Genomic DNA, 23985 nt, shown 5'->3' on the forward strand with positions numbered 1-23985 from the left:
CGCGGTCGGGGACGCGCAGCTTCCGGCTGCGATCGTCGCCACGCGCTCCGACCAGCGCATTCCGCCCCAGTGATGACAGCGACCTGGGGTGACGGCAATAAGGGCCTGCCCGCACAGGCAGCAGGCTGACCGCACGCACCGCTACGCCGGGCGGCAGGGTCCTGTCGCACCCGGCACGTGGCTCTCCGCTGCCGGCCGGTCTGTCCGTGGTCGCCTCCTGGCTTCCGGTCTCGGTCGCATACCTTCAAGAACGTCTCAGGAGTGTTCTGATGAAATCGCTGCTCAAGTCCTCCCTGGCCGCCCGCACCGCGGGCTCGGCTCCGGAGGCGGCCCGGGGCGGATCCTCCACGGTGCTCGGCGCCGCCCTGCTGGGCTTCTTCCTCATCTCGCTGGACGCGTTGATCGTCACCGTCGCGCTGCCCGACATCGGCCGCGGTCTTGGCGGCGGCATGTCTGGCCTGCAGTGGGTGGTGGACGGATACACGCTGATCTTCGCCGCCCTGATGCTCTCCGCGGGCGCCCTGTCCGACCGCATCGGGGCCCGGCAGGCGTATGGCGGCGGTCTCGTGCTCTTCGGGCTGGCCTCGGCCGCGTGCGGACTGGCGCCCAGTCTCGGCGTGCTGGTGGCGGCGCGGCTGGTGCAGGGGGGTGCGGCGGCGGTGATGATGCCGGCGTCCCTGGCGCTGGTCCGGCAGGGCTTTCCCGACCAGGCGAAGCGGGCCCGGGCGATCGCCATCTGGACCGTGGGCGGCGCGGTCGCGGTGGCGGCCGGGCCGGTGCTCGGCGGGGCGCTCACCGCATCCGTGGGCTGGCGGTGGATCTTCTTCGTCAACCTCCCGGCGGGCCTGCTGGCGCTCGCCCTGCTCACCCGCGTGCCCGCCTCCCCACGGCTGCCCGCGCGACTGGACGTGATCGGGCAGGTGGCGGCGGTAGTCGCAATGGGCGCGCTGACGTACGGCGTGATCGAGGGCGGCGACAAGGGCTTCAGCCGGCCGCTCGTGGTGGTATCGCTGCTGGTGGCCGCGGCCGCGGCCGCCGCCTTCCTCGCCGCGCAGGCCAAGGGCGCGCACCCGATGCTCCCGCTGCCGCTGTTCCGCTCGCGGGTGGTGGCGGTGTCCTTGGTGGTCGGCTTCATGCTCAACGCCGCCTACTACGGCGGGGTGTTCATCTTCAGCCTGTACCTGCAGCAGGAGCGCGGGCAGTCCGCCCTGCACGCGGGCCTGATGTTCATACCGATGACGGCACTGGTCGCCGTGGTGAACCTGGCCTCAGCGAAACTGGCCTCGCTGTTCGGCCCGCGGGTGCCGATGATGGCGGGACAACTGACCGGGACAGCCGGACTGCTGGCCCTGCTGACCGTCGGCCCGCACACCAGCGTGTGGGTGGTGGCGGCGCTGATGGTGCCGGTCGGCCTCGGCGGGGCGCTGACGGTGCCGGCGCTGACCGCCATGCTGCTCGACGCGGTACCCGCAGACCGGGCAGGCACCGCGTCCGCCGTGCTCAACACCGGCCGCCAGGTCGGCGGAGCGATCGCGGTGGCGGTCTTCGGGGCGCTGCTGGCAGGGGCGGACACGTTCCTGGCCGGCATGCGGTGGAGCATGCTGATCGCGGCGGCCGGGCTCGTACTGACGGCTGGCGCGACGCTGACGCTGCCGCGGGACGGGCGCCGGGGCGCGGCGGAGTAAGCCGGGCGGTGTGTCACGGCAGGCCGCGGGTCTCCTCGCCACCGGAACGGTGCGCACCGAGCTTCAGCGGGTGCCGCTGGAGCAGGCGGCGGCCGCACATGAGCTCGGCGAGCACGGCCGCCTGCGAGGCCAGCATGTTCTGCATACCGCCTGACCGGAAGTCCATCTCATCGAGTGGGGGCGAACTCGAGGAGGACCTGGACGAAGACAACCTGACGCGGGCGCAGCGCCTGCTTACGCCCACCCCGGATCGCCGCCCACCGCTCGACTTCTCAGGCCGCAACAGGGCGAACGTTGCCTGATGCGGCACTAGTTCGACGTGTTGAGCACCGCAGCTGACGGGGTGGTTCGTTGACCACCCCGGGAGAACAGGCCGACGATCAGCGCGCCACCCAGGAGAATGCCGAATGCCGCCCAGAGCGCCACCGTGTAGCCATGTACGGTCCCGACGTTGCCGGCTTCCGGACGGTTCGCGTGGTCCTTGAGGTACAACGTGGTGACGCTCGTCGCGAGGGAGTTGAGCAGCGCGGTACCGAACGCGGCGCCCACCTGCTGCACCGTGTTGTACGCCGCCGAGGCGACACCCGCCTCAGCCGGGTTCAGCTCCACCGTCGCCATGTTCGTCGCCGTCGCCAGCAGGCAGCCGAGACCGATTCCGGTCAGAATCATCGACGGGGTCAGGTACGCCAGGAACACGTGTGAGCTGTCCACTTCCAGCTGCGTGAGGATCAGCATCCCGGCTGCGGAGGACAGCAAACTGCCCGCGATCAGGATGTTCGGGGCGACCCGGCGGTGCAGTTTCCCGGCGATCACCATCGCGCCGACAGTTGTGCTGACGGCGTTCACCAGCAGTGTCATGCCCGCCTTGACGGGTGAGTAGGCGAGGATCGTCTGCGTGTAGTAGCTCACGAAGAGGTAGAAGCCGAACATAGCGATGAACATCACGCAGACGGACACGAACGCGGCGCCCCGGGCCCGGTGGACGAGAAGGTGCAGCGGCAGCAGCGGATGCTGAGACTTGGCCTCCACCAAGACGAACAGGCCGAGCAGGACAACGCCGCCGATGAGCAGGGCGAGCACCTTCGGGTCGTCCCATCCTTGTGGTTCGGCCTGGGTGAAGCCGTAGACCAGCGAGACGAGACCCGCCGCGCTGAGCAGCACTCCGGGGACGTCGAGGTGGCGCAGGTTGCCGCTCGGGCGGTCCCGCAGGATGAGCGGGAGCCCGATCAGGGCGATCGCGGCCATCGGGACGTTGATGTAAAGGCACCAGCGCCAGTTTGCGTACTCGGTGAGCAGTCCGCCCGCCACCACGCCGAGCGCCGCCCCGCCCGCGCCGACGCCTGCGAAGACACCGAAGGCTTTTCCGCGCTCACGCCCATCGGTGAAGGTCAGGATCAGCAAGGACAGTACCGCCGGGGCCAGAAGCGCGGCGAAGACGCCTTGTGCCGCACGGGCGGCGAACAGCGTGCTCGCGTTGTTCGCCGCGCCGCCGAGCGCCGAGGCCGACGCGAAGCCGACCAGGCCGATGGCGAAGGACCGCCGGTGGCCCAGAGCGCTGCACGCGCGCCCGCCCACGAGCAGTAAGCCGCCGAAGGCGAGGGCGTACGCCGTGATCACCCAGTGCCGGCCGGCGTCCGTCATCCCCAGGTCCTGCTGTGCCGAGGGGAGCGCGATGTTCACGATGGTCGCGTCCAGCACGACCATCAGCTGGGCAAGGCTCACTACAGGAAGGGTCCACCAGCGCTTCGCGGGCTGAGTTGGGGGCGTCGAAGTTTCTTGCTGAATGTCTGTCACAACAACTCTCGCACAGTGGTCGGGTGACTCGAACGTTGGTCTAGTGGCGGTGACGCTACTACAACTCTGTGCAGCGGGCCATGACAGAAGGTGGCTGCGGGACGCCGTTTGCGGAGCGGCCCGGGAGCGCTGAGCAGGCGTGTGAGCAGCGGAGTTGTGGGTTTCCCGCACTAGTTGCGGACACGGACCGGAGGAAGGGCCGCCGCGGGCGGGCACACGGCATCCGGACGGGCGCGACCGGTCGGACGCCGTCCGGCCGAGTGCGCGCCGTAGGTCGTCATGGGCACTTGAAGGGCTCGGACCGGCTGCCCGGCCATGCCAAACTCAACCGCGAACAATCGGTAACGCGTAGTGCGCCCTGGGGGTGAGTCGCGTGATTCTGGAGGCGAACGTCATCGCAGACAAAGAGCGCACGAGGAGCCAGTCCGGCGGGGGCACCGGCAACGTCTGGCTTCGGCCCTCACGTGGCAGAAAAGGGGAACCACCGCTCACCCGGGACCGCATCGTCCATGCGGCCGTCGCCCTGTTGGACGAGGAGGGGATGGACCGGCTTACGATGCGGCGTCTGGCCGAACGCCTCCAGGTGGGTGCGACAACTCTGTACTGGCACGTGGCGACCAAGGGCGACGTCATCGATCTCGCGGTCGACGCGATCTTCGGGGAGACCCCGGTCCCGGCTCACCACGCCCGGAATCCGCGGGACGACATCGCGACCCTGGTCAACGGCTGGCGACAGGCGATGCTGCGACACCCCTGGGCAGCCACCGTGCCGTCGCGTCAACGGCCGCTGATGGGACCCAACTTCCTGACCTGGATGGAATGCCTGCAATCCGCGCTGCTGCGCGCGGGACTGACAGACAAGCGTCTCAACGCCGCGACGTGGGCGCTGTACAACCACGTGATGGGTGCCACGGCCACCCAGTCCAGCTTGCAGCTCTCCGCTGAGGAAACACGGCTGGGCCAGGCATACCTGGAGAGCCAGCGCGACCAATACCCGACCGTTGTCGCGAACAATTACCTCGCCGATGACGACTGGGACGCCAACTTCGCGGTCGGGTTGGAGTTTCTGCTCGATGGAATCGAGGCGCAGACGAAAGGCTGAGGTCGCCCCCCCGCGTCTGCCCCCGCGGCGGCTTCTCACGAGCTCACGTCCCGCTTGGCCAACGCGGCCCTACGACCTGCGAGATGCCGGGATCGCGTGCTGGCTGTACTCCGGTGTGGACCCGGGGGAATGCGCTGGGGGCGAGCGAAAGGCGCCTGACGGACAGAAACCCGGATCAGGCGCCCTTCTCTTGCCTCGCCCAGTGCTTCGATGCTCCGCCGCCCTACCCGAATCCTGTTGGCTGCTGTTTTTACCGGCGCCCTCTTATTGGCTACCGGCCCGGTTGATCAGCGCGGCAAGTTGAGGTCCGTCAGGAGGTTGCGGGCCTGTACGCCGGGAGCCATGGCCGGCGGCGTCTGCTGTCCGGGCGGTCACCGTCCGCGGTACCGACCGTGCCGCTCTGGTACGCGTGGCGTCGCGGCCGGGGTGGTGGATTGCCGGCCTGGCCTCTTCCCTCGGGCGTCTTACGGGGGGTGGCGCGGTCCGCGGCGGCTTGCGGTTGGGTGATCCGCAGGCTGGCGTGGACCTGCCAGCCGGAGCTGTCCTGGTGGATGTCGAACCGGGCCGCGAGGGTGTGCACGATGCGAAGGCCGCGGCCGTGCTCGTCGGGATCATCGTCGGCGGGCGACGCCGGCGGCTGGCCCACATCTCCGTGGTCGGCCACCGCAATGTGCAGCAGGTCCGGGCCGAGGGCCAGGTGGAGCGTCATGTCGCTGTGCCCGTGCTGAGCCGCATTGGTCGTCAGTTCGCTCACGATGAGTGCGGCGGTGTCCTGCTCGTCGTCGGGCAGGCGCCACCAGGCGAGCAGGGCGGCGGTGAAGTGCCGGGCGCTGCGGACCCCGGCATCCCGCGCAGGCAGTGTCAGCACGGCGTGCTGTGCGGATCGCGGCACGAGGGTGGGCAGCGGCGTGCCGTGTGTCGAGGCGCCTTGCGTGCCGGTGGCCCTGGGGCAGGGCACGGTGTCGGACATGATGTCACTTCCATGGTCAGGGGCTGCCAAGGCGCCGGAACCGTCGGGCTGTGGGCCCACGGGTGACGGCGACTCACAGTGCGCCGACGAGGGAGAGCGGGAACCCGGCTTCGGGGCGGGGCCCGAAGCCCTCCCCGGGACTGCCGCATGCCGTCGAGCTTGGCCGGTGGGCGGTGCGATGGTCATGCGCGTACCACCCGGGTACCGGCAGCGGTCAGCTCGTCGGCGAGGGCGGAGTCCAGCCCCGAGTCGCTGATGACCACGTCGACCTCGTCCAGATGGCCGAAGTGGGCGAAGTGGTCGATGGAGAACTTCGTGTGGTCGGCGAGGACGGCGACGCGCCGGGCGCTGGCCATCATGCACCGCTTGACGGCTGCCTCGTTGGTGTCGGGGGTCGTCAGTCCCCGTTCCACCGAGATGCCGTTCGTGCCGATGAAGGCGACGTCCACGTAGGTGACGGCGAGGGGGGCACGGGTCCACTCGCCGACCGTGGCCTGCGTGCGTGTGCGCACATGGCCACCGACGAGGAAGAGATTGATGTGGGGACGGGGTGCCAATTGAACCGCGATGGCCAGGCCGTTGGTCACGACGGTCAGTTCGCGGTCGGTGGGCAGCAGATCGGCCAGGCGTCCGGTGGTGGTGCCGGCATCGAGCAGGATGGCGCCTGCCTCGGGGACCTCGGCAAGCGCCGCCGTGGCGATGCGTTGCTTCTCCTCCGTCAGCATGGTCGCGCGATGGGCGAGTGCGGGCTCGAATCCGAAGTGCTCGACCGGGATGGCTCCGCCGTGTACCCGGCGGAGCAGACCGTGACGCTCAAGCGTGGTCAGGTCGCGCCGAATGGTCTCCGGGGTGACATCGAGCTCGGCAGCCAGCGTGGTGACCTCGACCCGGCCGTCGTGCCGGGCCCGCTCCACGATGAGCTGATGACGCTCTTCCGCGTACATGTGGTTTCACCGCCGTTAGAGACTCATTAGCTCCGGTTTACGCCTCGGCATCCGGAGAAGCAAGATATTCGGGCAATAAATTTCACAATTTACGTGATCTATTGCCGAAGCTCTGATAAGTCTGTCGCGCCTCCGCCGGGAACCACCAGCATGGAGTCCGCGGACCGGATCCCGGCCGCCACCGGGCTCATCCGTGCATGCACGGCCCTGGCCCGCCTTCCCGTACGGCGGTTCGGCATCTGATCGTCAGCGGGTTCAGTCGGCGGCAAGCCGGCTCCAGACGGGACCAAGAGCATCAATGGCCGCCAGATACACCTGGTAGGTCTCGCCCAGTACCGCGACCCGGCCGGCCTCCGGTTCGTAGCAGCGGCCGGCCGTGGTGAGGGCACGGGCGTCATCGATTCCTGAGAGCAGCCCGATGGCGATACCGGCGAGCAGAGCGGCACCGCGGGCCGCACTCTCCTCGACGCGGGGCACCTCGATCGGCCGGTTCAGCGCGTCGGAGAACATCTGGGACCAGGTCTCGCTGCGTGCTGCGCCGCCGGTCAGCCGCGTCGCCCCGGTGACGGGAAGCGCCGAGGACAGGGCATCGACGTGCCATCGGTGGTTGAGCACGACGCCCTCCAGGAGCGCCCTCAGCAAGTGACCACGGGTGTGCCAGCCACGCAGGCCCAGGAACGTCCCGGAAGCGGGCCAGCTGTGCGGAGAGCCGTAGACGAAGGGGTGGAACAGCACCTCCGACGGTCCCGCAAGGTGTGCGCCGACCTCTCGGGTGATCACGTCGTACACGCTCTCCCCGGACGCCGTGGGCACATCCACCACCCGCAGGAACCACTCCAGGCTGGCGACCGAGGCGGGCGAGGTGGACATGGTCATCCACTGGTGCGGACGGACGAAATTGCGTACCTGCCAGCGAGGGTCGATCACCACCCGGTCGCTGACCACCTGATTGACGCTGAACGTCCCGGCGATCAAGCAGAGGTCTCCGGGCGTGATGCCGCCGATGCCGATCGCCGCCGCATCGACGTCGTGCGCACCTGTGACGACCGGTGTACCGACGGTGAGTCCGGTCGCCGCCGCGGCTTCGGCGGTGACTCGCCCGGCCACGGCGTCGCAGGGCAGGACGGGCGGCAGCTTCCCGGCCAATTCACCGAGTCCGTACAGATCCAGCAGTTGCGGGGAGTAGGCGTGGGTATGCACGTCGGTGAAGGACGCACTCGCCTCCGTGGGATCGGTGGCGACCTCGCCGGTCAGCTTGAGGCGTAGCCAGTCCTTGCAGAACATCAGCCACCTGGACCGCTCCAGCACTGCCGGTTCGTGGCTTTTCAACCAGGCCAGCACGGCCGCCGGGGACGCGGCGAACGGGACCTGACCGGACCACGCCAGCGCGTGCGGCCAGACCGGGGTGTCCCGCCAGCGGTCGAGCACCGTGTGGGCGCGCGTGTCCATGGCGACGATGGCTCCCCGCACGGGTTCGTGGCGCTCGTCGACCGCGTACAGCCCGTCGTTGTGGCCCGAAAGGCCGACCGCCGCGACCTCCCGCCCTGTCGTCACCCCGCCCTCGGCCAGACACATCCGGATGGCCTGCTGCGCGGCCAGCCACACCTCTTGCATATCGCGTTCCACCCAGCACGGACGGGGGGTGTGCAGCGGGACCTTGATGCTGCCCTTCGCCACCTGCCGTCCGGCGGCGTCGAACAGCACCGCCTTGGTCACGGTCTGGCCGGCGTCCACACCGAGCAACAGCTTCCGCACGTCCGATTACACCCATTCCAGCTCGCGCGCGTTGACCGCTTCGAGGCATCGGCCGGTGCGTGCCAACTCATCGACGGCCTGCGCGACCAGGCGTGCCGAGCGCAGGTTCGTGGTCACGGTGTCGCCCGCGTAGTGGGTGGTGAGCGTGACATTGTCCAGCGCACGCCAGGGGCTGTCGGCGGGCAGCGGTTCCTGGTCATGCACGTCCAGGCCCGCTCCGGCGATGCTGCCCGCGGCCAGCGCCTCGTACAGGGCGTCGGTGTCGACCAGCCGGCTGCGGGCCGTGTTGATGAAGAAGGCCGTATGTTTCATCAGCGCGAACTGCCGGCGTCCGATGAACCTTTCGGTCTCGGGCGTCAGCCGGGCGAGGACCTGCACGAAGTCGGACTCCAGGAAGACGGTGTCCAGATCGGCTCGCGACGCACCGTGCTCGGCGATCACCGCGTCGGGCAGGTACGGGTCGTACACCAGGAGGCGTGCATCGAAACCCCGTAGAATTCGGGCCAGTTCACGCCCTACGTGGCCCATGCCGACCAGCCCGATGGTGCTGCCGCCGACCTCGTGCCCCGGGCCGCCGAAGTCCTTGCGCCAGCCACCGGCCTTGACCGACGCGTCCGCGCGGGCGATGTCGCGGGCTTCGGTGAGCATGAGCCCCAGCGCCAGTTCGGCGACGGCTGAGGCATTGCGGCCGAACACCGGCACCACGGCAATGCCCCGGTCGGTGGCGCAGGCGATGTCGACGTTCTCCAGCCCGGTACGCGCCACGCACACGGCCCGCAGTTTCGGCGCGGCCTGAAGTACCGCCCGTGAGACCGGCGCGAAGTGGACGGCGAGCACTTCCGCGTCGTCGAGCACCTCGATGATCTCGCCAGGTACCGGCACAGCGGCCGGCCCGTTGCGTTCCATGGTCTGCTGAGCCGAGTGCTGGTCGGCCTTGGTGCCGGACCAGTCGACGGTACGCACCGGGCCGAAGCGCGGACCACACACCTCGGTCAGCGCGTCGACGTAGAGGGCGGCGGGGACGAACTGGTCACCGACGACGAGTGTGTGCATGGGAACCTCCTGAATGTTCGGGCAGCGCCGGGGTGCGGGGGCATCCGGTGGGAGCGCGGTGTCGCCGGGGCTGTGGGAGGGCGGCGGATCGCGGTGACGGGGGCCGGCGCGGCGGGGCCGTCCCTTCCGCGAGGGTGCTGGGTGGCGCCCTCACTTGACGGCGCCCATGGACAGGCCGCGCACGAGTTGCCGCTGGGCGGTCCAGCCGGCGAGCAGGACCGGAAGGCAGGCCAGCGTGGCGGCGGCGGACAGCTTCGCCCAGTACAGGCCCTCGCTGGTGATGAAGCCGACGAGGAACACCGGGATGGTGGCGGCACGGAACGAGGTCAGGTTGAGCGCGAGGAAGAATTCGTTCCAGGAGAAGATCAGGCAGATCAGGGAGGTCGCGGTGATCCCCGGCAGGACCATGGGGAGCAGCACCGCGGTCAGTTCCTGGCGCGTGGTGGCACCGTCCACCCGGGCGGCTTCCAGCACCTCGCGGGGGACTTCGAGGAAGAAGGAACGCAGCATCCACACCGCGATGGGCAGGTTCATGGCCGCGTACAAGATGATCAGCGCGCCGATGCCGTCCAGCGCACCAAGGTCGCGCACGGCCAGGTAGAGGGGGATGATCGCGGCCACGACCGGGAGCATCTTGGTGGAGATGAAGAAGAACAGCGCGTTGCGCCACTTCTTCACGGGCCGGACGGACAGGGCGTAGGCCGCCGGGGCCGCCAGGATCAGCGCGAGAACCGTGGAAACGACCGAGGCCAGCGCGGAGTTGGCCAGGTACGGGCCGATGCCACTGGAGAACACCGCGCGGAACTGGGCCAGTGTCGGGGAGAAGACGAGGTGCGGCGTGCGGGTGTAGGCGGCGGACTCGGGCTTGAACGCCGTGAGTACCATCCACAGCACCGGGAAGAAGAACACGATCGCGGCCAACCACGCGCCGGTGGTCCAGGCACCGCGCCCGAGCCGACGGCGGCGCGACGGACGGTGTGTCGGAGGGGTCATCCCGCGCTCCTCTCCGTGCCGGAGAACACGGTGAACAGCAAGCGCAGGGCCACCGAGGCGACCACGATCGTGCCGGCCACGGTGACCACGCCCAACGCGGACGCCTGGCCGACGTCAAAGCCGAGGAAGGCCCGCTGATAGACGTAGTAGGGCAGGTTGGTGGTGCGCGTGCCCGGCCCGCCCTGAGTCATCATGTAGATCACGTCGAAGGTGTTCACCAGATAGATCGCGCCCAGCAGCACGCCCAGTTCGATGTAGCGGCGCAGGTGCGGCAGGGTGATCCACCGGAACGTCGTCCACGGGCCGGCGCCGTCCACCCGAGCGGCCTCCAGGACATCGGCCTCCTGGCTCTGCAGCCCGGCCAGCACGATCAGCATCATGAACGGCGTCCACTGCCACACCAGTACGGCCACCACGGACGCCATCGGGAACCGGCTGACGAAGTCGGTGGGCGGCACGCCGAACCACGACAGCACATGGCTGACGACGCCGTAGACCGGATCGAGCATCGTGGTCTTCCACAGCAGTCCCGATACCGTCGGCATGATCAGGAACGGCGAGATCAGCAGGGTGCGCGCCACGCCACGGCCCGGGAACCGGCGGTCGAGCAGCCCGGCCAGGGGCACACCGAGTGCCATGGCGAGGGCCACCGCGAGCACCGTCATCTCGATCTCGGTGAACAGGGCGCTGCGGAAGGCGTTGTCGGTGAAGACGTTCGCATAGTTGGCCAGACCGACCCAGCGCTCCGACCCGGGCCGCACCAGGTTCCAGGACTGGAACGAGTAGAACACCGTGAAGACGAAAGGCACCTGCGTGACGACGACCGTGTAGAGCAGCGCCGGCAGGAGCGGCCACCTGCGACGCCACGTCGTCGGAGCCATCGGTCCGGCCGCTGCTACGGAGCCGGCGGGCAGGGCGGCGTCACCCACCACGGTGTCCCTCCCGGTGACTCGGCTGTTGGTAGCCACGGCCGACGGTCTGCGCGTACTGCTGGGACTGGTCCAGCGCGGCCCGCACGGAATGCTGCCCGGCGATCGCGGCGTTGATCTGCTGGCTCACCCGGGTGCCCAGGTCCTGGAACTCGGGGATGTCCAGAAACTGCACGCCGGTGTACGGCACGGGCTGCACGGTCGGGTGTTCCGGGTCGGCCTGGCGGATCGCCGCCAGCGTCGGCCCGCTGAACGCCCGGGAGATCTTCCGGTACCGCGGAAGGGTGTAGGTGGACTCCCGGCTGCCCGGCGGCAGCCTGGACCAGCCCAACTTGTGCCCCACCAGCTTGATGTAGTCCCGCGAGGTGGCCCAGGCGATGAACTGCCAGGCCGCGTCCTTGTGCAGGGTGGTGGTGGGGATACCGAACGACCAGGAGTAAAGCCAGCCCGACGACGCCGTCGCCTCCACCGGGGCGGCCACATAGCCGACCTTGCCGACCACTTTGCTGCTCGCCGGATCCTCCAGCAGTCCGGCCGCCGAGGTCGCGTCGTACCACATGGCGGCGTTGCCCTGCGCGAAGTGGGTGGCACACTCGGTGAAGCCCGCGGCGGCCGCCGCGGGCTCGCCGTCCCGGCGCACCAGATCGACGTAGAAGCCCACGGCCCGTCGCACGGCCGGTGACATGAGCTGGGCGTTCCACCGCATGTCGTACCAGCGGCCGCCGAAGGTGTTGATCACCGTGTCCAGCGGGGCGAGCACCTGGCCCCAGCCGGGGGCGCCGCGCAGACAGATCCCCGCCCTGCCGTGCCGGGGGTCATGGAGCCTGTCGGCGAAATGTGCCACCTGCCGCCAGGTGGGGTGTGGCGGCATGGTCAGGTGGCGGGCGGCGAAGAGGTCCTTGCGGTACATCAGGAACGACGACTCGCCGTAAAACGGGACCGAGTAGAGGTGACCGCGGTAGGAGAGGGCCTTGCGGATCGGGCCGAGGAAGTCGGCCGGGTCGTAGCCGGGGGTTCGGTCAGCCGGCGGCTGCAGGTCGGTCAGCCAGCCGTTGCGCGCCCACATGGGCGTCTCGTAATTGCTGATCATGACGACGTCGAACTCACGGCTACCGGTGGCAACCGACTCGGTGATCTTCTGTCGCGCCTCGTTCTCCGGCAGCGTCACGTAGTGCACGCGGACGCCCGGGTGAGATCGCTCGAAGTCCGGCGTGAGGGTCTCCACGTCCTGCATCTGCGGATTGGCGACGATGGCCACGGTGACGGTCGTCCCGCCGGACGTACCGCTGATCGCTCCGAACCCGGTGCAACCGGCCGCCAGGAGGCTCATCACGAAGACGGTGGCCGCGGGTGCCGTCAGCCGCCGTGCCCGGATCAGCTGGGACATGCCGGTTCCTCCCCGGTGGTGCACGCCGACGGGACCGGTGTCAGAAGTGCGGCAGCACACCAGGATTCGTGACTCCGGCCGAATCCGGCCGCGTTGTCCGCCGACGGGCACGCGCACCGGCCGGCTGAGCAGCGACCGGTCCGAATCCGTCGGGCAGGCTGACTGCGGCTCGTGGACCGCTCGTTGCGCGATCGTCGCATGACCCCGGTTGCCGCAGGGGACGGACACGCGGCCGAGGACCGCATGTCCGTCCCCTGCCCCAGGCCCGCGGGCGCCGTACGGCGCTTCTCCGTCCACCGGTGGACCGGCAACCGGTCGCTGGGAGCTCGCAACGGACTGCCGGAGGGCATGGCGTCAGTCGCTGAGGCGTTCGCCGGTGGAGGTGGAGAAGACGTGGGTCTCGCCGGGGCGGGGGACGACGTGCAGGACGTCGCCCTTGCGCGGTATCCGGCGGCCGCCGACGCGGACCACGATGTCCTTGTGTTCACCGCCCATGTCAGCGGTGCCGTGGACGTACCCGTCCGCGCCGAGCTCCTCCACCACATTGACGGTGATCGCGACACCGGCCGGTGCGTTCTTGGCGAGCGGGGCGGCGTCGCCGTCCGCGATGTCGAAGTGCTCGGGGCGCACCCCGACGGTCACCGTGCCCTCGGCGTTGCCGGCGGCGGCAAGTGTCTCGCGGTTGACCGGCACGACGCTGTTGCCGAACTTCACCCCGCCGTCCGTGATCGCCACCTCGACCAGGTTCATGGCGGGGGAGCCGATGAATCCCGCCACGAAGAGATTGGCGGGCCGGTCGTACAGGTTGCGCGGTGAGTCCACCTGCTGGAGCAGACCGTCCTTGAGCACGGCGACCCGGTCACCCATCGTCATCGCCTCGACCTGATCGTGCGTGACATACACCGTGGTCGTCCCGAGCCGCCGCTGCAGGCTCGCAATCTGCGTACGCGTCTGGACCCGCAGCTTGGCGTCGAGGTTCGACAGCGGTTCGTCCATGAGGAAGACCTGGGGTTCGCGGACGATGGCACGGCCCATGGCCACACGCTGGCGCTGGCCTCCGGAGAGCGCCTTCGGCTTGCGGTCCAGGTACTCGGTCAGGTCGAGGATCTTCGCGGCCTCCTCGACCCGCGTGCGGATGTCCGCCTTGTTCACCCCGGCGATCTTGAGCGCGAAGCCCATGTTGTCGGCCACCGTCATGTGCGGGTACAGCGCGTAGTTCTGGAACACCATGGCGATGTCCCGGTCCTTCGGCGGCAGCTGGGTCACCTCGCGGCCCCCGATGCGGATCGCTCCGTCGTTGACGTCTTCGAGCCCGGCGAGCATCCGAAGGGAGGTGGACTTGCCGCAGCCGGACGGGCCGACGAGCACGAGGAATTCGCCGTCCGCGATGTCGAGCTCCAGCGCGTCGACGGCCGCCCGGTCGGAGCCGGGATAGTTACGGGTCGCCTTGTCGAACGTGACAGTGGCCATGGTGGTGGGTCCCTTCACCGGCAGGAACGTGCCGGACGATCCGAGTAGAAGGTGGTGCGGGCAGTGCGGGCGCATCCCGCGGTACGGGTCAGGGGGTCGCGAGCTGTCCTTGGGGCCGGAAGGCGCGCAGCTCCCGAAGCGTGGGGGGATCGGCGCCGGGGCGCGTACAGGTGAACGCGGCGACCCGAGTCGCCGCGTCAAGCATTCGGGAGGCGTCCTCGGGCTTTCCCAGCTGGGTGATCAGCGTGCCGGGGGCTTCGAGTCCGGCCAGAGACACGGCGACGTTGGCGGGGGAACCGCCGGGATGTCCGGTGCGGGGGGACGGCGCTCCGGCGGCTTGCACCAGATCCACCAGGGCCTCGCCGACGACAGTGATCATCTGTTCTCCGGGGCTGTGACCGAGGGCTCGAGGTCCGCGTCGGAGTCGGTGCGCTGCTGGACTCCGGGCGATGGCATGACGATAGATCTAGCGGCAATTTCTCGCAAGAAGTGTTAACAATGTCGAGCTCTTCTGGTAACAATGCCTTCAGTGCCCCTTCGCGTTCTGCCACCCCCGGAGCGCATGCGGCCATCCCCACCTCGTCCAGGCGCGCGCCTCCCTTCGGTCAGCAATCGCTGCTCCCGACCGCGCCCTGGAGGAACGACGTCCAGCGGTGCCTTCCCTTCCCCGTCCGGAGAGCGCCGCTGGATCCCCTCCCCAGCAGTGACGGGTACGGCGTCATCCACACCGGCCTCTTGTCTGCTGATCGCTCGCCCCACCCCTGCCTGCGCGGATCCGTACGAGTCCACCGCGGGTTCACACCGCCCCAGTCAGGCAGTGGTCCCGGCACCTTCCACCCCGGGTGCCGGGACCACATCAGCGCACCACCGTGCAGGGCCCCGCGGCTCGCGCGTCACTCAGTCCCACCTCTCAAGGCGTCACTCAGTCCCACCTCTCAAGGAGGAGCAGTGATCAGATTCAGGTCAAAGCCGTTCTGCGCGGTTGCCGTCCTCACCGGCATGACGCTGGTGGCAACCGGTTGTGCCGGCGCCGGCGGCACCGCGGCCGGCGGCGGTGGTCGCTCGATCAGCGTGCTGATGGTGAACAACCCCCAGATGGAGGACCTGCGGAAGCTCACCGCGCAGAACTTCACCCGGCAGACCGGCATACACGTCAATTTCACCGTTCTCCCGGAGAACGACCTGCGCGACAAGGCCGGCCAGGAGTTCTCCAACCAGGCCGGCCAGTACGACGTGGCAACGCTCACCAACTACGAGGTGCCCTTCTACGCCAAGAACGGCTGGCTCACCCCCCTCGACTCCCAGGTGGCAAAGGACCAGGCGTTCGACCAGGGCGACATCCTCAAGCCCATGGCCGAGTCGCTCACCGCGGCCGACGGCAAGCTCTACGCCGAGCCCTTCTACGGCGAATCGTCGTTCCTCATGTACCGCAAGGACGTCTTCGCGGCCAAGCACCTGACCATGCCCGCCCACCCGACCTGGCAGCAGGTGGCCGACCTGGCCGCCAAGGCCGACGGCGCCAAGCCGGGGATGCGCGGCATCTGTCTGCGCGGGCAGCCGGGATGGGGTGAGCTGTTCGCACCGCTGACCACGGTCGTCAACACCTTCGGCGGCACCTGGTTCACCAAGGACTGGCAGGCCCAGGTGGACTCGAAGCCATTCCAGAAGGCCACGAAGTTCTACGTCGACCTGGTGCGCAAGCACGGCGAGGCCGGCGCTTCACAGGCCGGTTTCACCGAGTGCCTCAACAACATGAGCCAGGGCAAGACCGCCATGTGGTACGACGCCACCTCCGGCGCGGGCGCTCTGGAAGACCCCAAGCAGTCCAAGGTGGCCGGAAAGGTCGGATACGTTGCCGCGCCGGTCGAGAAGACCGATAGCTCGGGCTGGCTGGCCACCTGGGCATGGAGCATCGAGAAGGCGAGCAAGCACCAGGACGACGCCTGGAAGTTCATCTCCTGGGCGTCGAGCAAGGGCTACGAGAAGCTGGCCGGGGACAAGCTCGGCTGGTCCCGCATCCCCGCCGGCAAGCGCGCCTCGACATACACGAACGTGGACTACCGCACATCCGCTTCCGCTTTCGCGGAACCGACGTTGAACGCCATCAGCACGGCAGACCCGCGCCACCCGGGTGTGCAACCCCGGCCGACCGCCGGCATCCAATTCGTCGGCATCCCGGAGTTCACCAGCCTGGGCACCCAGGTCTCACAGGGCGTCAGCTCGGCCATAGCCGGTCATACGACGGTTCCGGCTGCGCTCAACAAGGGCCAGCAGCTCACCGAACAGGTCGCCAGGAAATACCGCTGACCCAAGGGCGTCCGGCCCGGCCCGGCCCGGGCCGGGCCGGGCCGGACATCCCTCGGAACCCCTTCAGCCCCGGATGAGAGACAGACATGAGCCTGATCAACCGCGCCACCAGCACGACCGCGCGGGTGGCCGCGGGCAGCCGGTCACCCGGCCCCGAACCGCGCACCCGACTGGCCAGAACGGGCGCCTGGGCGCGGCGCGCTCCGCTGCTCCCCGCGATGATCTTCCTGGTCGTCGTCACGCAGCTGCCCTTCGTCGTGACCCTGGTGATCTCCTCGTTCAGCTGGAACTCCCTCGACCCCACGTCCCGTCACTTCACCGGGGTGTCCAACTACGCGCGGGTGTTCACCGACGGCGAGTTGCGCGCCGCGGTAGGCACGACCGTCGTCATGACCGTGTCCATCGTCGCCGTCTCCCTGGTGCTCGGCCTGGCCATCGCGCTGCTGCTCAACCGGGCATTCCTCGGCCGCGGCATCGTGCGGACCCTGTTCATCGCACCGTTCCTGCTCGTGCCGGTGGCCGCGGCACTGCTGTGGAAAGACGCCCTCTACAACCCCAACTACGGCCTGCTCAACGGGCTTCTTACCTGGGTCGGCCAGCTCTTCGGCAGTCACCACCCGGCGCAGCCGGACTGGCTCTCCACCATGCCCAAGACCGCGGTGGAGACATCCCTGATCTGGCAGTGGACGCCGTTCATGATGCTGATCCTGCTGGCCGGCCTGCAGAGCCAGCCCGCCGACGCCATCGAGGCCGCCCGGGTCGACGGCGCGAACCCCTGGCAGATCTTCCGCCACCTCACCCTGCCCCATCTGCGCCGATACCTGGAGCTGGGCACGCTGCTCGGGTCCATCTACATCGTGCAGAACTTCGACGCCGTCTTCACCATCACGTCCGGTGGACTCGGCTCCGCCAACCTGCCGTATTCGATCTACGAGACCTTCTATCAGGCGCACGAGTACGGCCAGGCATCGGCCAACGCCGTGGTCGTCCTCGTCGCCACGATCATCATCGCGACCTTCGCCCTGCGCGTGGTGTCGTCGCTGTTCCGCGAGGAGATCCAACGATGACCACCCAGCTCCACACCGGTAGCAGCGCGCCGTCGCCCACCAGGACCGCACGCCACCGCCTGCCACAGCCCCCGTCGGCCCGACGGAGAAAGGGATGGCACAAAGTCTGGGGGCTGACCGCCTGGGTCACCGGGCTCTTCTTCTTCCTCCCGGTGGCGTGGATGGTGCTCACCTCCTTCCACTCCGAGACGGACGCCGCGACCAATCCCCCGTCGATCGCGGCCCACCTGACGCTGTCCGGCTACCGGGAATTCTTCGGCAGCACCACCGGCCAGAGCCCGCTGCCCGCGCTGATCAACTCGGCGACCGCCAGTATCGGCTCCACCGCTCTCGTGCTCCTGCTGGCGGTACCGGCGGCCTACGCCCTGGCCATCAAGCCGGTACACAAGTGGCGGGATGTGCTGTTCTTCTTCCTGTCCACCAAGATGCTGCCGACGGTGGCGTGCCTGCTGCCCATTTACCTGTTCGCCAAGAACATCGGGCTGCTGGACAACATCTGGCTGCTCGTCATCCTCTACACGTCCATGAACCTGCCGATCGCCGTGTGGATGATGCGGTCCTTCCTCGCCGAGGTGCCGATCGCGATCCTGGAGGCCGCCCAGATCGACGGCGCCGGTCTGCTCACCACTCTGCGCCGCATCGTGGCACCGATAGCAGCTCCGGGCATCGCCGCGACCGCGCTCATCTGTTTCATCTTCAGCTGGAACGAGATGCTGTTCGCCCGTGTCCTCACGGGCGTGACGGCGGCCACCTCGCCCGTCTTCCTGACCGGCTTCGTCACCAGCGAAGGGCTGTTCCTCGCCCAGGTCTGCGCCGCAGCCACCCTCATCTCCCTCCCCGTGCTCGCCGCCGGCTTCGCGGCCCAGGACAAGCTCGTCCAGGGGCTGTCCCTGGGCGCTGTCAAGTGAGCGGCCGACCTCTCCGGCCCGGACCATCCAGCGCGCATGACCGGGCCCGCACCCGCCGGCCCCGACCTGCCGACCCCGCACGAAGGACGACCGTGAATCCTCTGCCCTCGCACATCCCCGCCACCATGCGCGCCGCCGTGCTCCGCGCGCCCAAGGACCTCGTCATCGAGGAGCGGCGGGTACCGGTCCCGGGACCCGGCCAGGTACTCGTCCGCGTCGAAGCGGTCGGCATCTGCGGCTCCGACGTCCACTACTACGAACACGGCCGGATAGGAGACTTCGTCGTACGCGCCCCCATGGTGCTCGGCCACGAGCCCAGCGGCACGGTCGTCGCCCGCGGACCGGGCGCCGGCTTTCACCCCGTCGGCGGACGCGTGTCCCTCGAACCCGGCATCCCGTGCGCGCGCTGCGCCCAGTGCCGGACGGGCCGCTACAACCTCTGTCCCGAGGTTTCCTTCTACGCCACGCCGCCCGTCGACGGCGCCCTGTGCGAATACGTGGCCGTGGACGAGGACTTCGCGCACCCCGTCCCCGACAGCCTGAGCGCGGATGCCGCCGCTCTGCTGGAGCCCTTGTCCGTCGGCGTATCGGCCTGCCGCAAGGCCCGCGTCTCCCCGGGGTCGCGGGTGCTGGTCACCGGTGCCGGGCCCATCGGCCTGATTGCCGCCCAGACCGCCCGCGCCTTCGGCGCCGCCGAGGTGATGGTCACAGACATCGCGCCGCACCGCCTCGACCTGGCCCGCGAGCTGGGCGCCTCGCACACCGTGGACGCCCGCACCACCCGGATCGCCGAGACCGGATTCGAGCCCGACGTACTTCTGGAGTGCTCCGGAGCCCCGGCAGCCGCGGACGAGGCGATACGCGCGGTGGGCCGCGCCGGGCAGGCCGTCCTGATCGGCATGGGCGGCGACACGATCCCGCTCCCCTTGGCACATGTGCAAAACTTCGAGATCGAGGTCACCGGCACATTCCGCTACGCCAACACCTGGCCGACGGCGGTCTCACTGGCTGCCTCCGGCGAGGTTGCACTCGACCGGCTGGTAACCCACCGTCACCGGCTGGAGGACACCGAACGAGCACTCACCGCGGGTGCCCTCGACCGGACCGCGATCAAGTCCGTCGTGCGTCCGCAGGAGAACTGACCGCCCTGTCGGCAGGGCCGGGAAGGGAGACATACGTGCCCAACAAGGCACGGTCGTCGCAGGCCACCGTCGATCAGCGACGCCAGAGCATCCTGCGCTACGTCGTCGAGCACGGCGAGAGCCGTATCGACGAACTGGCGGACCGCTTCCAGGTCAGTCTGATGACGATGCACCGCGACCTCGACGACCTGGCCGGCCGTCATCTGCTCCGCAAGAAGCGCGGCCGGGCCGTCGCTTTCCCCGCCCTGACCATGGAGACCGCCACCCGCTTCCGTGAGGGCGAAAACCTGTCGGCCAAGAAAGCCATCTGTGCGACCGCGGCAGCGTGGATCCAGCCCGGCAGCACGGTGGTGATGGACGACTCCACCACGCTGTACCCGCTGGCTGCCCACCTCGTGGGCATCGAGCAGCTCACGGTGGTCACCAACTCGGTCGGTATCGCCCAACTCCTTGGCACCGCACCGGACATGACGGTCACTCTCCTGGGCGGCCAGTACCGCGGCGAGTTCAACTCGTGCACCGGACCCGAGGTCGCCCGCGCACTGTCCCGGATCCAGGCCAACATCGCCCTGATGTCCGCCACCGCCATTCTCGAAGGGCGGCTCTACCACCCCTTGCGGGAATACGCGGACGTCAAGGAGTCCATGATCGCCTGTTCCGACCGCGCCCTGCTGCTCGCCGACCACTCCAAATTCGGCAAGACCGCCACCCACGCGTTCGGAGCGATCAGCGCCTACGAGACGGTCATCACGGACTCCGCCACTCCCGAAAGCGAGATCGCGGCCATCCGCGACCTCGGGGTACCGGTCGAGGTCGTTGACCCCACGACATGACCTGAGTGCTGCCGTCAGGTCATCGAAGCCGCCCTCAGGGGCACTGGGTGAGGGCCTTCTGGCCTGGTGTGGATTGCGACATCTGCACCGGCGACCGGAAAGGCCCTCGTGCCTCACCGTAATGCACCTCTGACCGAGACCTGACGGCTGCGTCCGGCCCGCTGCGTCGTCGAGGATGGAGGGCCGCTGTGTCGGGCGGCCGAGCGTTCCCAGGTCTCGCCGACGAAGCGGAGGGGTGCGAGGGTCAGTCGAGCTTGAGGAGGACGGCGTCGACGACGGCGCGACCGAAGGGGCTCGCGAGTTCGGCGAGACGTTCGCAGTCCGCGTCACCCAGGGCTGCGTAGGCGGGAAGGGCCAAGCGGTCGGTGCGGTCCTCGATGTGCCGGCGCAGGCGTACGCCTTCCGCGCTCAAGGAGTCGCCGTCGAGGAGACCTCGGGTGCGCAGGCGTTCCTCGGTGTCGACCCACTCCTCCTCGGGCCAGGCGCGGCTTGCCTTGAGGAAGTCGACGGGGACCTCACCGGTGGCGGCATGCAGAATCAGGGACTCCAAGCCCCCGATGCCCTCGCTCAGCAAACACGCGACATGGCCGTCACCACGGAACTCCCGGAGCAGCGTCTGGGCGTGCCACAGTCGCAGTACCGGTTCCTCCGGCCAGGGCAGCGCGGCATGCGCGGCGAACAGCGGGCGGCCCTGCGCGTGTTCGCGGGCCGCCTCGGCGGCCCTGCGGGTCAGCGCCAGGACCTCGTCCAAAGCGGGGAGTTCATGGACCCCGGCCCGTTGCAGGGCCTCGCTCGCGGCGGCGTGCCGCGCGTCCAGCACCTGCTGCGGCGTCGCCGTGTCCCAGGCCCCGTCGATCGCCTTCCGCACGAGATCAGGGTTGAAGTTGTAGAAGGTCGAGATGACCAGCTCAGAGGATGCTCGACCGAATGCGGCGCTCCGGGAGGCGAAGTACCCGGCGCGAGCGCTCAGCCCGAGGTCCGCGTACCGTCGCCTTCCCTCGGGGGCGAAATAGATCATGGCGTGAACGGGTTCGAGTCGGCGCCAGGCTGCTCGCGCTGTCTTCATGCGGTCACCTCTTCGGAGAGTCCATGGGCGGGGTATGCGCTGTGGTTCCGTACTCGCCGTGCGTTCGCAGATGTTCGAGCAGCAGGCGGTTCAGCGTCTCGGGCGCCTCCTCGGGGACCCAGTGGCTGACGCCCTGGAGGGTTTCGAACCGGTACGGTCCGTTGATCCACTGGCCGGTCTCCTGCGCCGCCGCCGGGCCGAACGCGCTGTCCTCCGTGCTCCAGACGTACAGCGTGGGCACGTCGATGACGCCGATCACGCCGTCGGGGCGGCCGGCCCGGTACCAGTTCAGCGCGGCGGTGAGAGCGCCCGGCTGGGACAGTTGCCGCACGTAGGCCTCGGCACTGGCCTGCGGGATCTTCCCGGCGTAAGCGGCGCGAAGCTCCTTGGCATCGCCTGCGAGCATGCGCTCTTCGGTCGCGGGCGTTTCACGCCAGTCGATCATGTAGCGCGATCGTTCGCGCTGGTCCTGGTCGGTGCGCAGCGTGCTGGCCAGAGCGCCGGGGTGCGGGGTTGAGACGATGGTCAGGGTACGTACGCGGCCCGGGTGGGCATCGGCGGTCCACCACGCCACGGCGCCGCCCCAGTCATGCCCCACCAGGTCGAACGCCGCCCAGCCCAGTTCCTCCGTGATCGCGACCACATCGTGGGCCAGGGCGCTGATGCGGTAGTCCTCGGGCCGTTCGGGGCGGGCCCCGGGGGAGTAGCCACGCTGGTCGGGCGCCACCACCCGGTAGCCGTGCGCGGCCAACGCCGCGATCTGCCGTTGCCACACCCGACTCGTCTGCGGGAAGCCGTGCAACAACAGCACCGGGCGGCCCTCGCGCGGGCCCGCCACGATCGCGTCGAAGACGCCCGCGGCGGTGGAGATGCTCAGCTCGGTCACGATCCACCCCTTCATACCGACTGGTTGGTCAGCCTTCAGCCGTGCAAGTGGATTGTCAAGGTCGAAGGCGCGCGGCTTCTCGCAACGGCAGCCGCGCGCCGCCTTTTTGGCCAGGCGCCGCGCCAGGCGAGCGGGTTCCGGCCCGCGGGGCGCTTGTCTGAGCCGCGCCACGAGCAAAGCCTCAAGGGCGGGCTCCCGTCACCCTCGGTGCCGCAACGTGACCCTACGCTTCCGAGCGTCCGGGAGGCAGGTTGAACCTGACGCCGAATTCAACTATAACCGGTCGAGAGGCTGGCCCCGGTCACCTCAGGGGCCGTGGCACCTCTCATTGCAAACGGAGGAGACGGCCAACGACTGCTCGCAGCGCCCCAGTTGGCGTGCGGCACTGCCTACCGGCATCGAGCCCGGCTCACGGAGCTCGCGATTCCAGCCCTGAAGCTCCCGGATGACCCGGACCGACAGAAAGCAGTGAGGCGACATGAGGGAAGCAGTCATCGTTTCGACGGCACGGACGCCGATCGGGAAGGCGTACCGCGGCGCGTTCAACGACACCCAGGCGCAGGAACTTGCCGGCCATGCGCTCTCGCACGCGGTGCAGCGCGCCGGGCTCGAAGGAGGTGAGGTCGAGGACGTGATCTTCGGCTGCGCCGCGCAGCAGGGGGCCTCCGGTTTCAACGTCGCGCGCCAGGCCACTCTCCGTGCCGGACTTCCGGACACCGTGTCGGGGATGACGATCGACCGGCAGTGCTCGTCGGGCCTGATGGCCGTCGCGACGGCGGCCAAGCAGATCGTCGCGGACGGCATGCAGGTCGCTGTCGGCGGCGGCGTCGAGTCGATCTCGCTGGTGCAGAACGATCACATGAACACCCACCGCGCGGCGGATCCCTGGCTGGTCGAGCACAAGCCGAGCATCTACCTGCCGATGTTGCAGACGGCGGAGATCGTCGCCGAACGCTACGGCGTGAGCCGGGAGCGCCAGGACGAGTTCGCGCTGGCGTCACAGCAGCGCACCGCGGCGGCGCAAGAGGCCGGGCGGTTCGACCAGGAGATCGTCGCGTTCCAGAGCGTCAAGAAGGTCCTGGACAAGCAGTCGGGGGAGACGCGGGACGAGGCCGTGACCCTGACCCGGGACGAGGGCAACCGCGCGTCGACCACCTTCGAGGGCCTGGCCGGGTTGGCGCCGGTGCTGCCGGACGGTCAGGTGACCGCGCGTTCCAGCGTGACGGCGGGCAACTCCTCGCAGTTGTCGGACGGTGCTTCGGCGTCGGTGTTGATGGAGGCGAAGGAAGCCGAGCGCCGCGGACTGGAGCCGCTGGGTGTGTACCGGGGTATGGCCGTTGCCGGTTGCGGGCCGGACGAGATGGGGATCGGTCCGGTGGTCGCCATTCCGAAACTGCTGAAGCAGCACGACCTCACCATCGACGACATCGGTCTCTGGGAACTCAACGAGGCGTTCGCTTCCCAGGCGCTGTACTGCCGCGACGAATTGAACATCGACCCGGAGCGGTTCAACGTCAATGGCGGTGGAATCTCCGTCGGCCATCCGTACGGAATGACCGGTGCCCGCTTGGTGGGGCATGCGCTGATCGAGGGCAAGCGCCGCGGCGTCAGGTATGTGGTGATCTCGATGTGCGTCGGCGGCGGAATGGGCGCGGCCGGGCTGTTCGAGGTTGCCTAACTGCGAGCCGGCGGAA

At 69.1% G+C, this 23985-nt stretch carries 21 protein-coding genes; 8 read left to right on the top strand and 13 right to left on the bottom strand.

The features are described from left to right. Positions 1-269 precede the first annotated feature (269 nt). Positions 270-1685 carry an MFS transporter gene (locus ACWGI6_RS20905; protein WP_453268911.1) on the top strand — a complete coding sequence of 472 codons (1416 nt, stop codon included), beginning with the start codon at positions 270-272 and terminating at the stop codon, positions 1683-1685. Positions 1686-1698: 13 nt separating this feature from the next. Here the strand turns inward: ACWGI6_RS20905 and ACWGI6_RS20910 are convergent, their stop codons facing one another. Together ACWGI6_RS20910 and ACWGI6_RS20915 are read right to left on the bottom strand one after the other, a co-directional pair. Beyond that, positions 1699-1851 carry a hypothetical protein gene (locus ACWGI6_RS20910; protein ID WP_453268912.1) on the bottom strand — a complete coding sequence of 51 codons (153 nt, stop codon included), beginning with the start codon at positions 1849-1851 and terminating at the stop codon, positions 1699-1701. Between the two features lie 143 nt (positions 1852-1994). Next, complete coding sequence (locus tag ACWGI6_RS20915; RefSeq protein ID WP_453268913.1) at positions 1995-3407, bottom strand: MFS transporter; 1413 nt, start codon at positions 3405-3407, stop codon at positions 1995-1997. 445 nt (positions 3408-3852) lie between these two features. On the opposite strand from ACWGI6_RS20915, the gene ACWGI6_RS20920 reads away from it, so the two are divergent. Further along, positions 3853-4581 carry a TetR/AcrR family transcriptional regulator gene (locus tag ACWGI6_RS20920; protein ID WP_453268914.1) on the top strand — a complete coding sequence of 243 codons (729 nt, stop codon included), beginning with the start codon at positions 3853-3855 and terminating at the stop codon, positions 4579-4581. Between the two features lie 310 nt (positions 4582-4891). Here the strand turns inward: ACWGI6_RS20920 and ACWGI6_RS20925 are convergent, their stop codons facing one another. From ACWGI6_RS20925 to ACWGI6_RS20965, 9 genes are all read right to left on the bottom strand, one after another. Next, positions 4892-5551 (bottom strand): ATP-binding protein, encoded by a 660-nt coding sequence (locus ACWGI6_RS20925; RefSeq protein WP_453268915.1) that lies wholly within the window; start codon positions 5549-5551, stop codon positions 4892-4894. Positions 5552-5733: 182 nt separating this feature from the next. Further along, positions 5734-6495: a DeoR/GlpR family DNA-binding transcription regulator gene (locus tag ACWGI6_RS20930; protein WP_453268916.1), complete on the bottom strand. Its 762-nt coding sequence runs from the start codon at positions 6493-6495 to the stop codon at positions 5734-5736. Between the two features lie 255 nt (positions 6496-6750). Then, positions 6751-8250: an FGGY-family carbohydrate kinase gene (locus ACWGI6_RS20935; RefSeq protein WP_453268917.1), complete on the bottom strand. Its 1500-nt coding sequence runs from the start codon at positions 8248-8250 to the stop codon at positions 6751-6753. A 6-nt stretch (positions 8251-8256) separates the two neighbouring features. Further along, positions 8257-9303, bottom strand: coding sequence for a 2-hydroxyacid dehydrogenase (locus tag ACWGI6_RS20940; protein WP_453268918.1), 1047 nt, complete (start codon positions 9301-9303; stop codon positions 8257-8259). Positions 9304-9453: 150 nt separating this feature from the next. Continuing rightward, on the bottom strand, positions 9454-10296 hold the full coding sequence (locus ACWGI6_RS20945) for a carbohydrate ABC transporter permease (protein ID WP_453268919.1): 843 nt from the start codon (positions 10294-10296) through the stop codon (positions 9454-9456). Beyond that, entirely contained in the window at positions 10293-11264 is a 972-nt protein-coding gene (locus ACWGI6_RS20950) for a carbohydrate ABC transporter permease (RefSeq protein ID WP_453268920.1), read from the bottom strand. Before ACWGI6_RS20950 ends, ACWGI6_RS20945 begins: the two co-directional genes overlap by 4 nt. Then, positions 11218-12612: an ABC transporter substrate-binding protein gene (locus ACWGI6_RS20955; RefSeq protein WP_453268921.1), complete on the bottom strand. Its 1395-nt coding sequence runs from the start codon at positions 12610-12612 to the stop codon at positions 11218-11220. Before ACWGI6_RS20955 ends, ACWGI6_RS20950 begins: the two co-directional genes overlap by 47 nt. Positions 12613-12966: 354 nt before the next feature. Next, positions 12967-14082, bottom strand: a complete 1116-nt coding sequence (locus tag ACWGI6_RS20960) for an ABC transporter ATP-binding protein (protein ID WP_453268922.1) — start codon at positions 14080-14082, stop codon at positions 12967-12969. Positions 14083-14170: 88 nt separating this feature from the next. Further along, positions 14171-14461: a hypothetical protein gene (locus ACWGI6_RS20965; RefSeq protein WP_453268923.1), complete on the bottom strand. Its 291-nt coding sequence runs from the start codon at positions 14459-14461 to the stop codon at positions 14171-14173. Between the two features lie 620 nt (positions 14462-15081). Here ACWGI6_RS20965 and ACWGI6_RS20970 point away from each other — a divergent pair. From ACWGI6_RS20970 to ACWGI6_RS20990, 5 genes are all read left to right on the top strand, one after another. Further along, positions 15082-16389 (top strand): ABC transporter substrate-binding protein, encoded by a 1308-nt coding sequence (locus ACWGI6_RS20970; RefSeq protein ID WP_453269013.1) that lies wholly within the window; start codon positions 15082-15084, stop codon positions 16387-16389. 86 nt (positions 16390-16475) lie between these two features. Beyond that, positions 16476-17456 carry a carbohydrate ABC transporter permease gene (locus ACWGI6_RS20975; protein ID WP_453268924.1) on the top strand — a complete coding sequence of 327 codons (981 nt, stop codon included), beginning with the start codon at positions 16476-16478 and terminating at the stop codon, positions 17454-17456. Further along, positions 17453-18364, top strand: coding sequence for a carbohydrate ABC transporter permease (locus tag ACWGI6_RS20980; protein ID WP_453268925.1), 912 nt, complete (start codon positions 17453-17455; stop codon positions 18362-18364). Before ACWGI6_RS20975 ends, ACWGI6_RS20980 begins: the two co-directional genes overlap by 4 nt. Before the next feature lie 92 nt (positions 18365-18456). Further along, positions 18457-19506 carry an NAD(P)-dependent alcohol dehydrogenase gene (locus tag ACWGI6_RS20985; RefSeq protein ID WP_453268926.1) on the top strand — a complete coding sequence of 350 codons (1050 nt, stop codon included), beginning with the start codon at positions 18457-18459 and terminating at the stop codon, positions 19504-19506. 35 nt (positions 19507-19541) lie between these two features. Next, positions 19542-20339 carry a DeoR/GlpR family DNA-binding transcription regulator gene (locus ACWGI6_RS20990; protein WP_453268927.1) on the top strand — a complete coding sequence of 266 codons (798 nt, stop codon included), beginning with the start codon at positions 19542-19544 and terminating at the stop codon, positions 20337-20339. A 244-nt stretch (positions 20340-20583) separates the two neighbouring features. Here the strand turns inward: ACWGI6_RS20990 and ACWGI6_RS20995 are convergent, their stop codons facing one another. Both ACWGI6_RS20995 and ACWGI6_RS21000 read right to left on the bottom strand, forming a co-directional pair. Next, positions 20584-21405 carry an SCO6745 family protein gene (locus tag ACWGI6_RS20995; protein WP_453268928.1) on the bottom strand — a complete coding sequence of 274 codons (822 nt, stop codon included), beginning with the start codon at positions 21403-21405 and terminating at the stop codon, positions 20584-20586. A 4-nt stretch (positions 21406-21409) separates the two neighbouring features. Next, positions 21410-22291 (bottom strand): alpha/beta fold hydrolase, encoded by an 882-nt coding sequence (locus ACWGI6_RS21000; protein ID WP_453268929.1) that lies wholly within the window; start codon positions 22289-22291, stop codon positions 21410-21412. Positions 22292-22769: 478 nt separating this feature from the next. On the opposite strand from ACWGI6_RS21000, the gene ACWGI6_RS21005 reads away from it, so the two are divergent. Then, positions 22770-23969: an acetyl-CoA C-acyltransferase gene (locus ACWGI6_RS21005; RefSeq protein ID WP_453268930.1), complete on the top strand. Its 1200-nt coding sequence runs from the start codon at positions 22770-22772 to the stop codon at positions 23967-23969. The last annotated feature ends 16 nt before the right edge of the window (positions 23970-23985 follow it).

Source organism: Streptomyces sp. NPDC054786 (assembly GCF_053611685.1).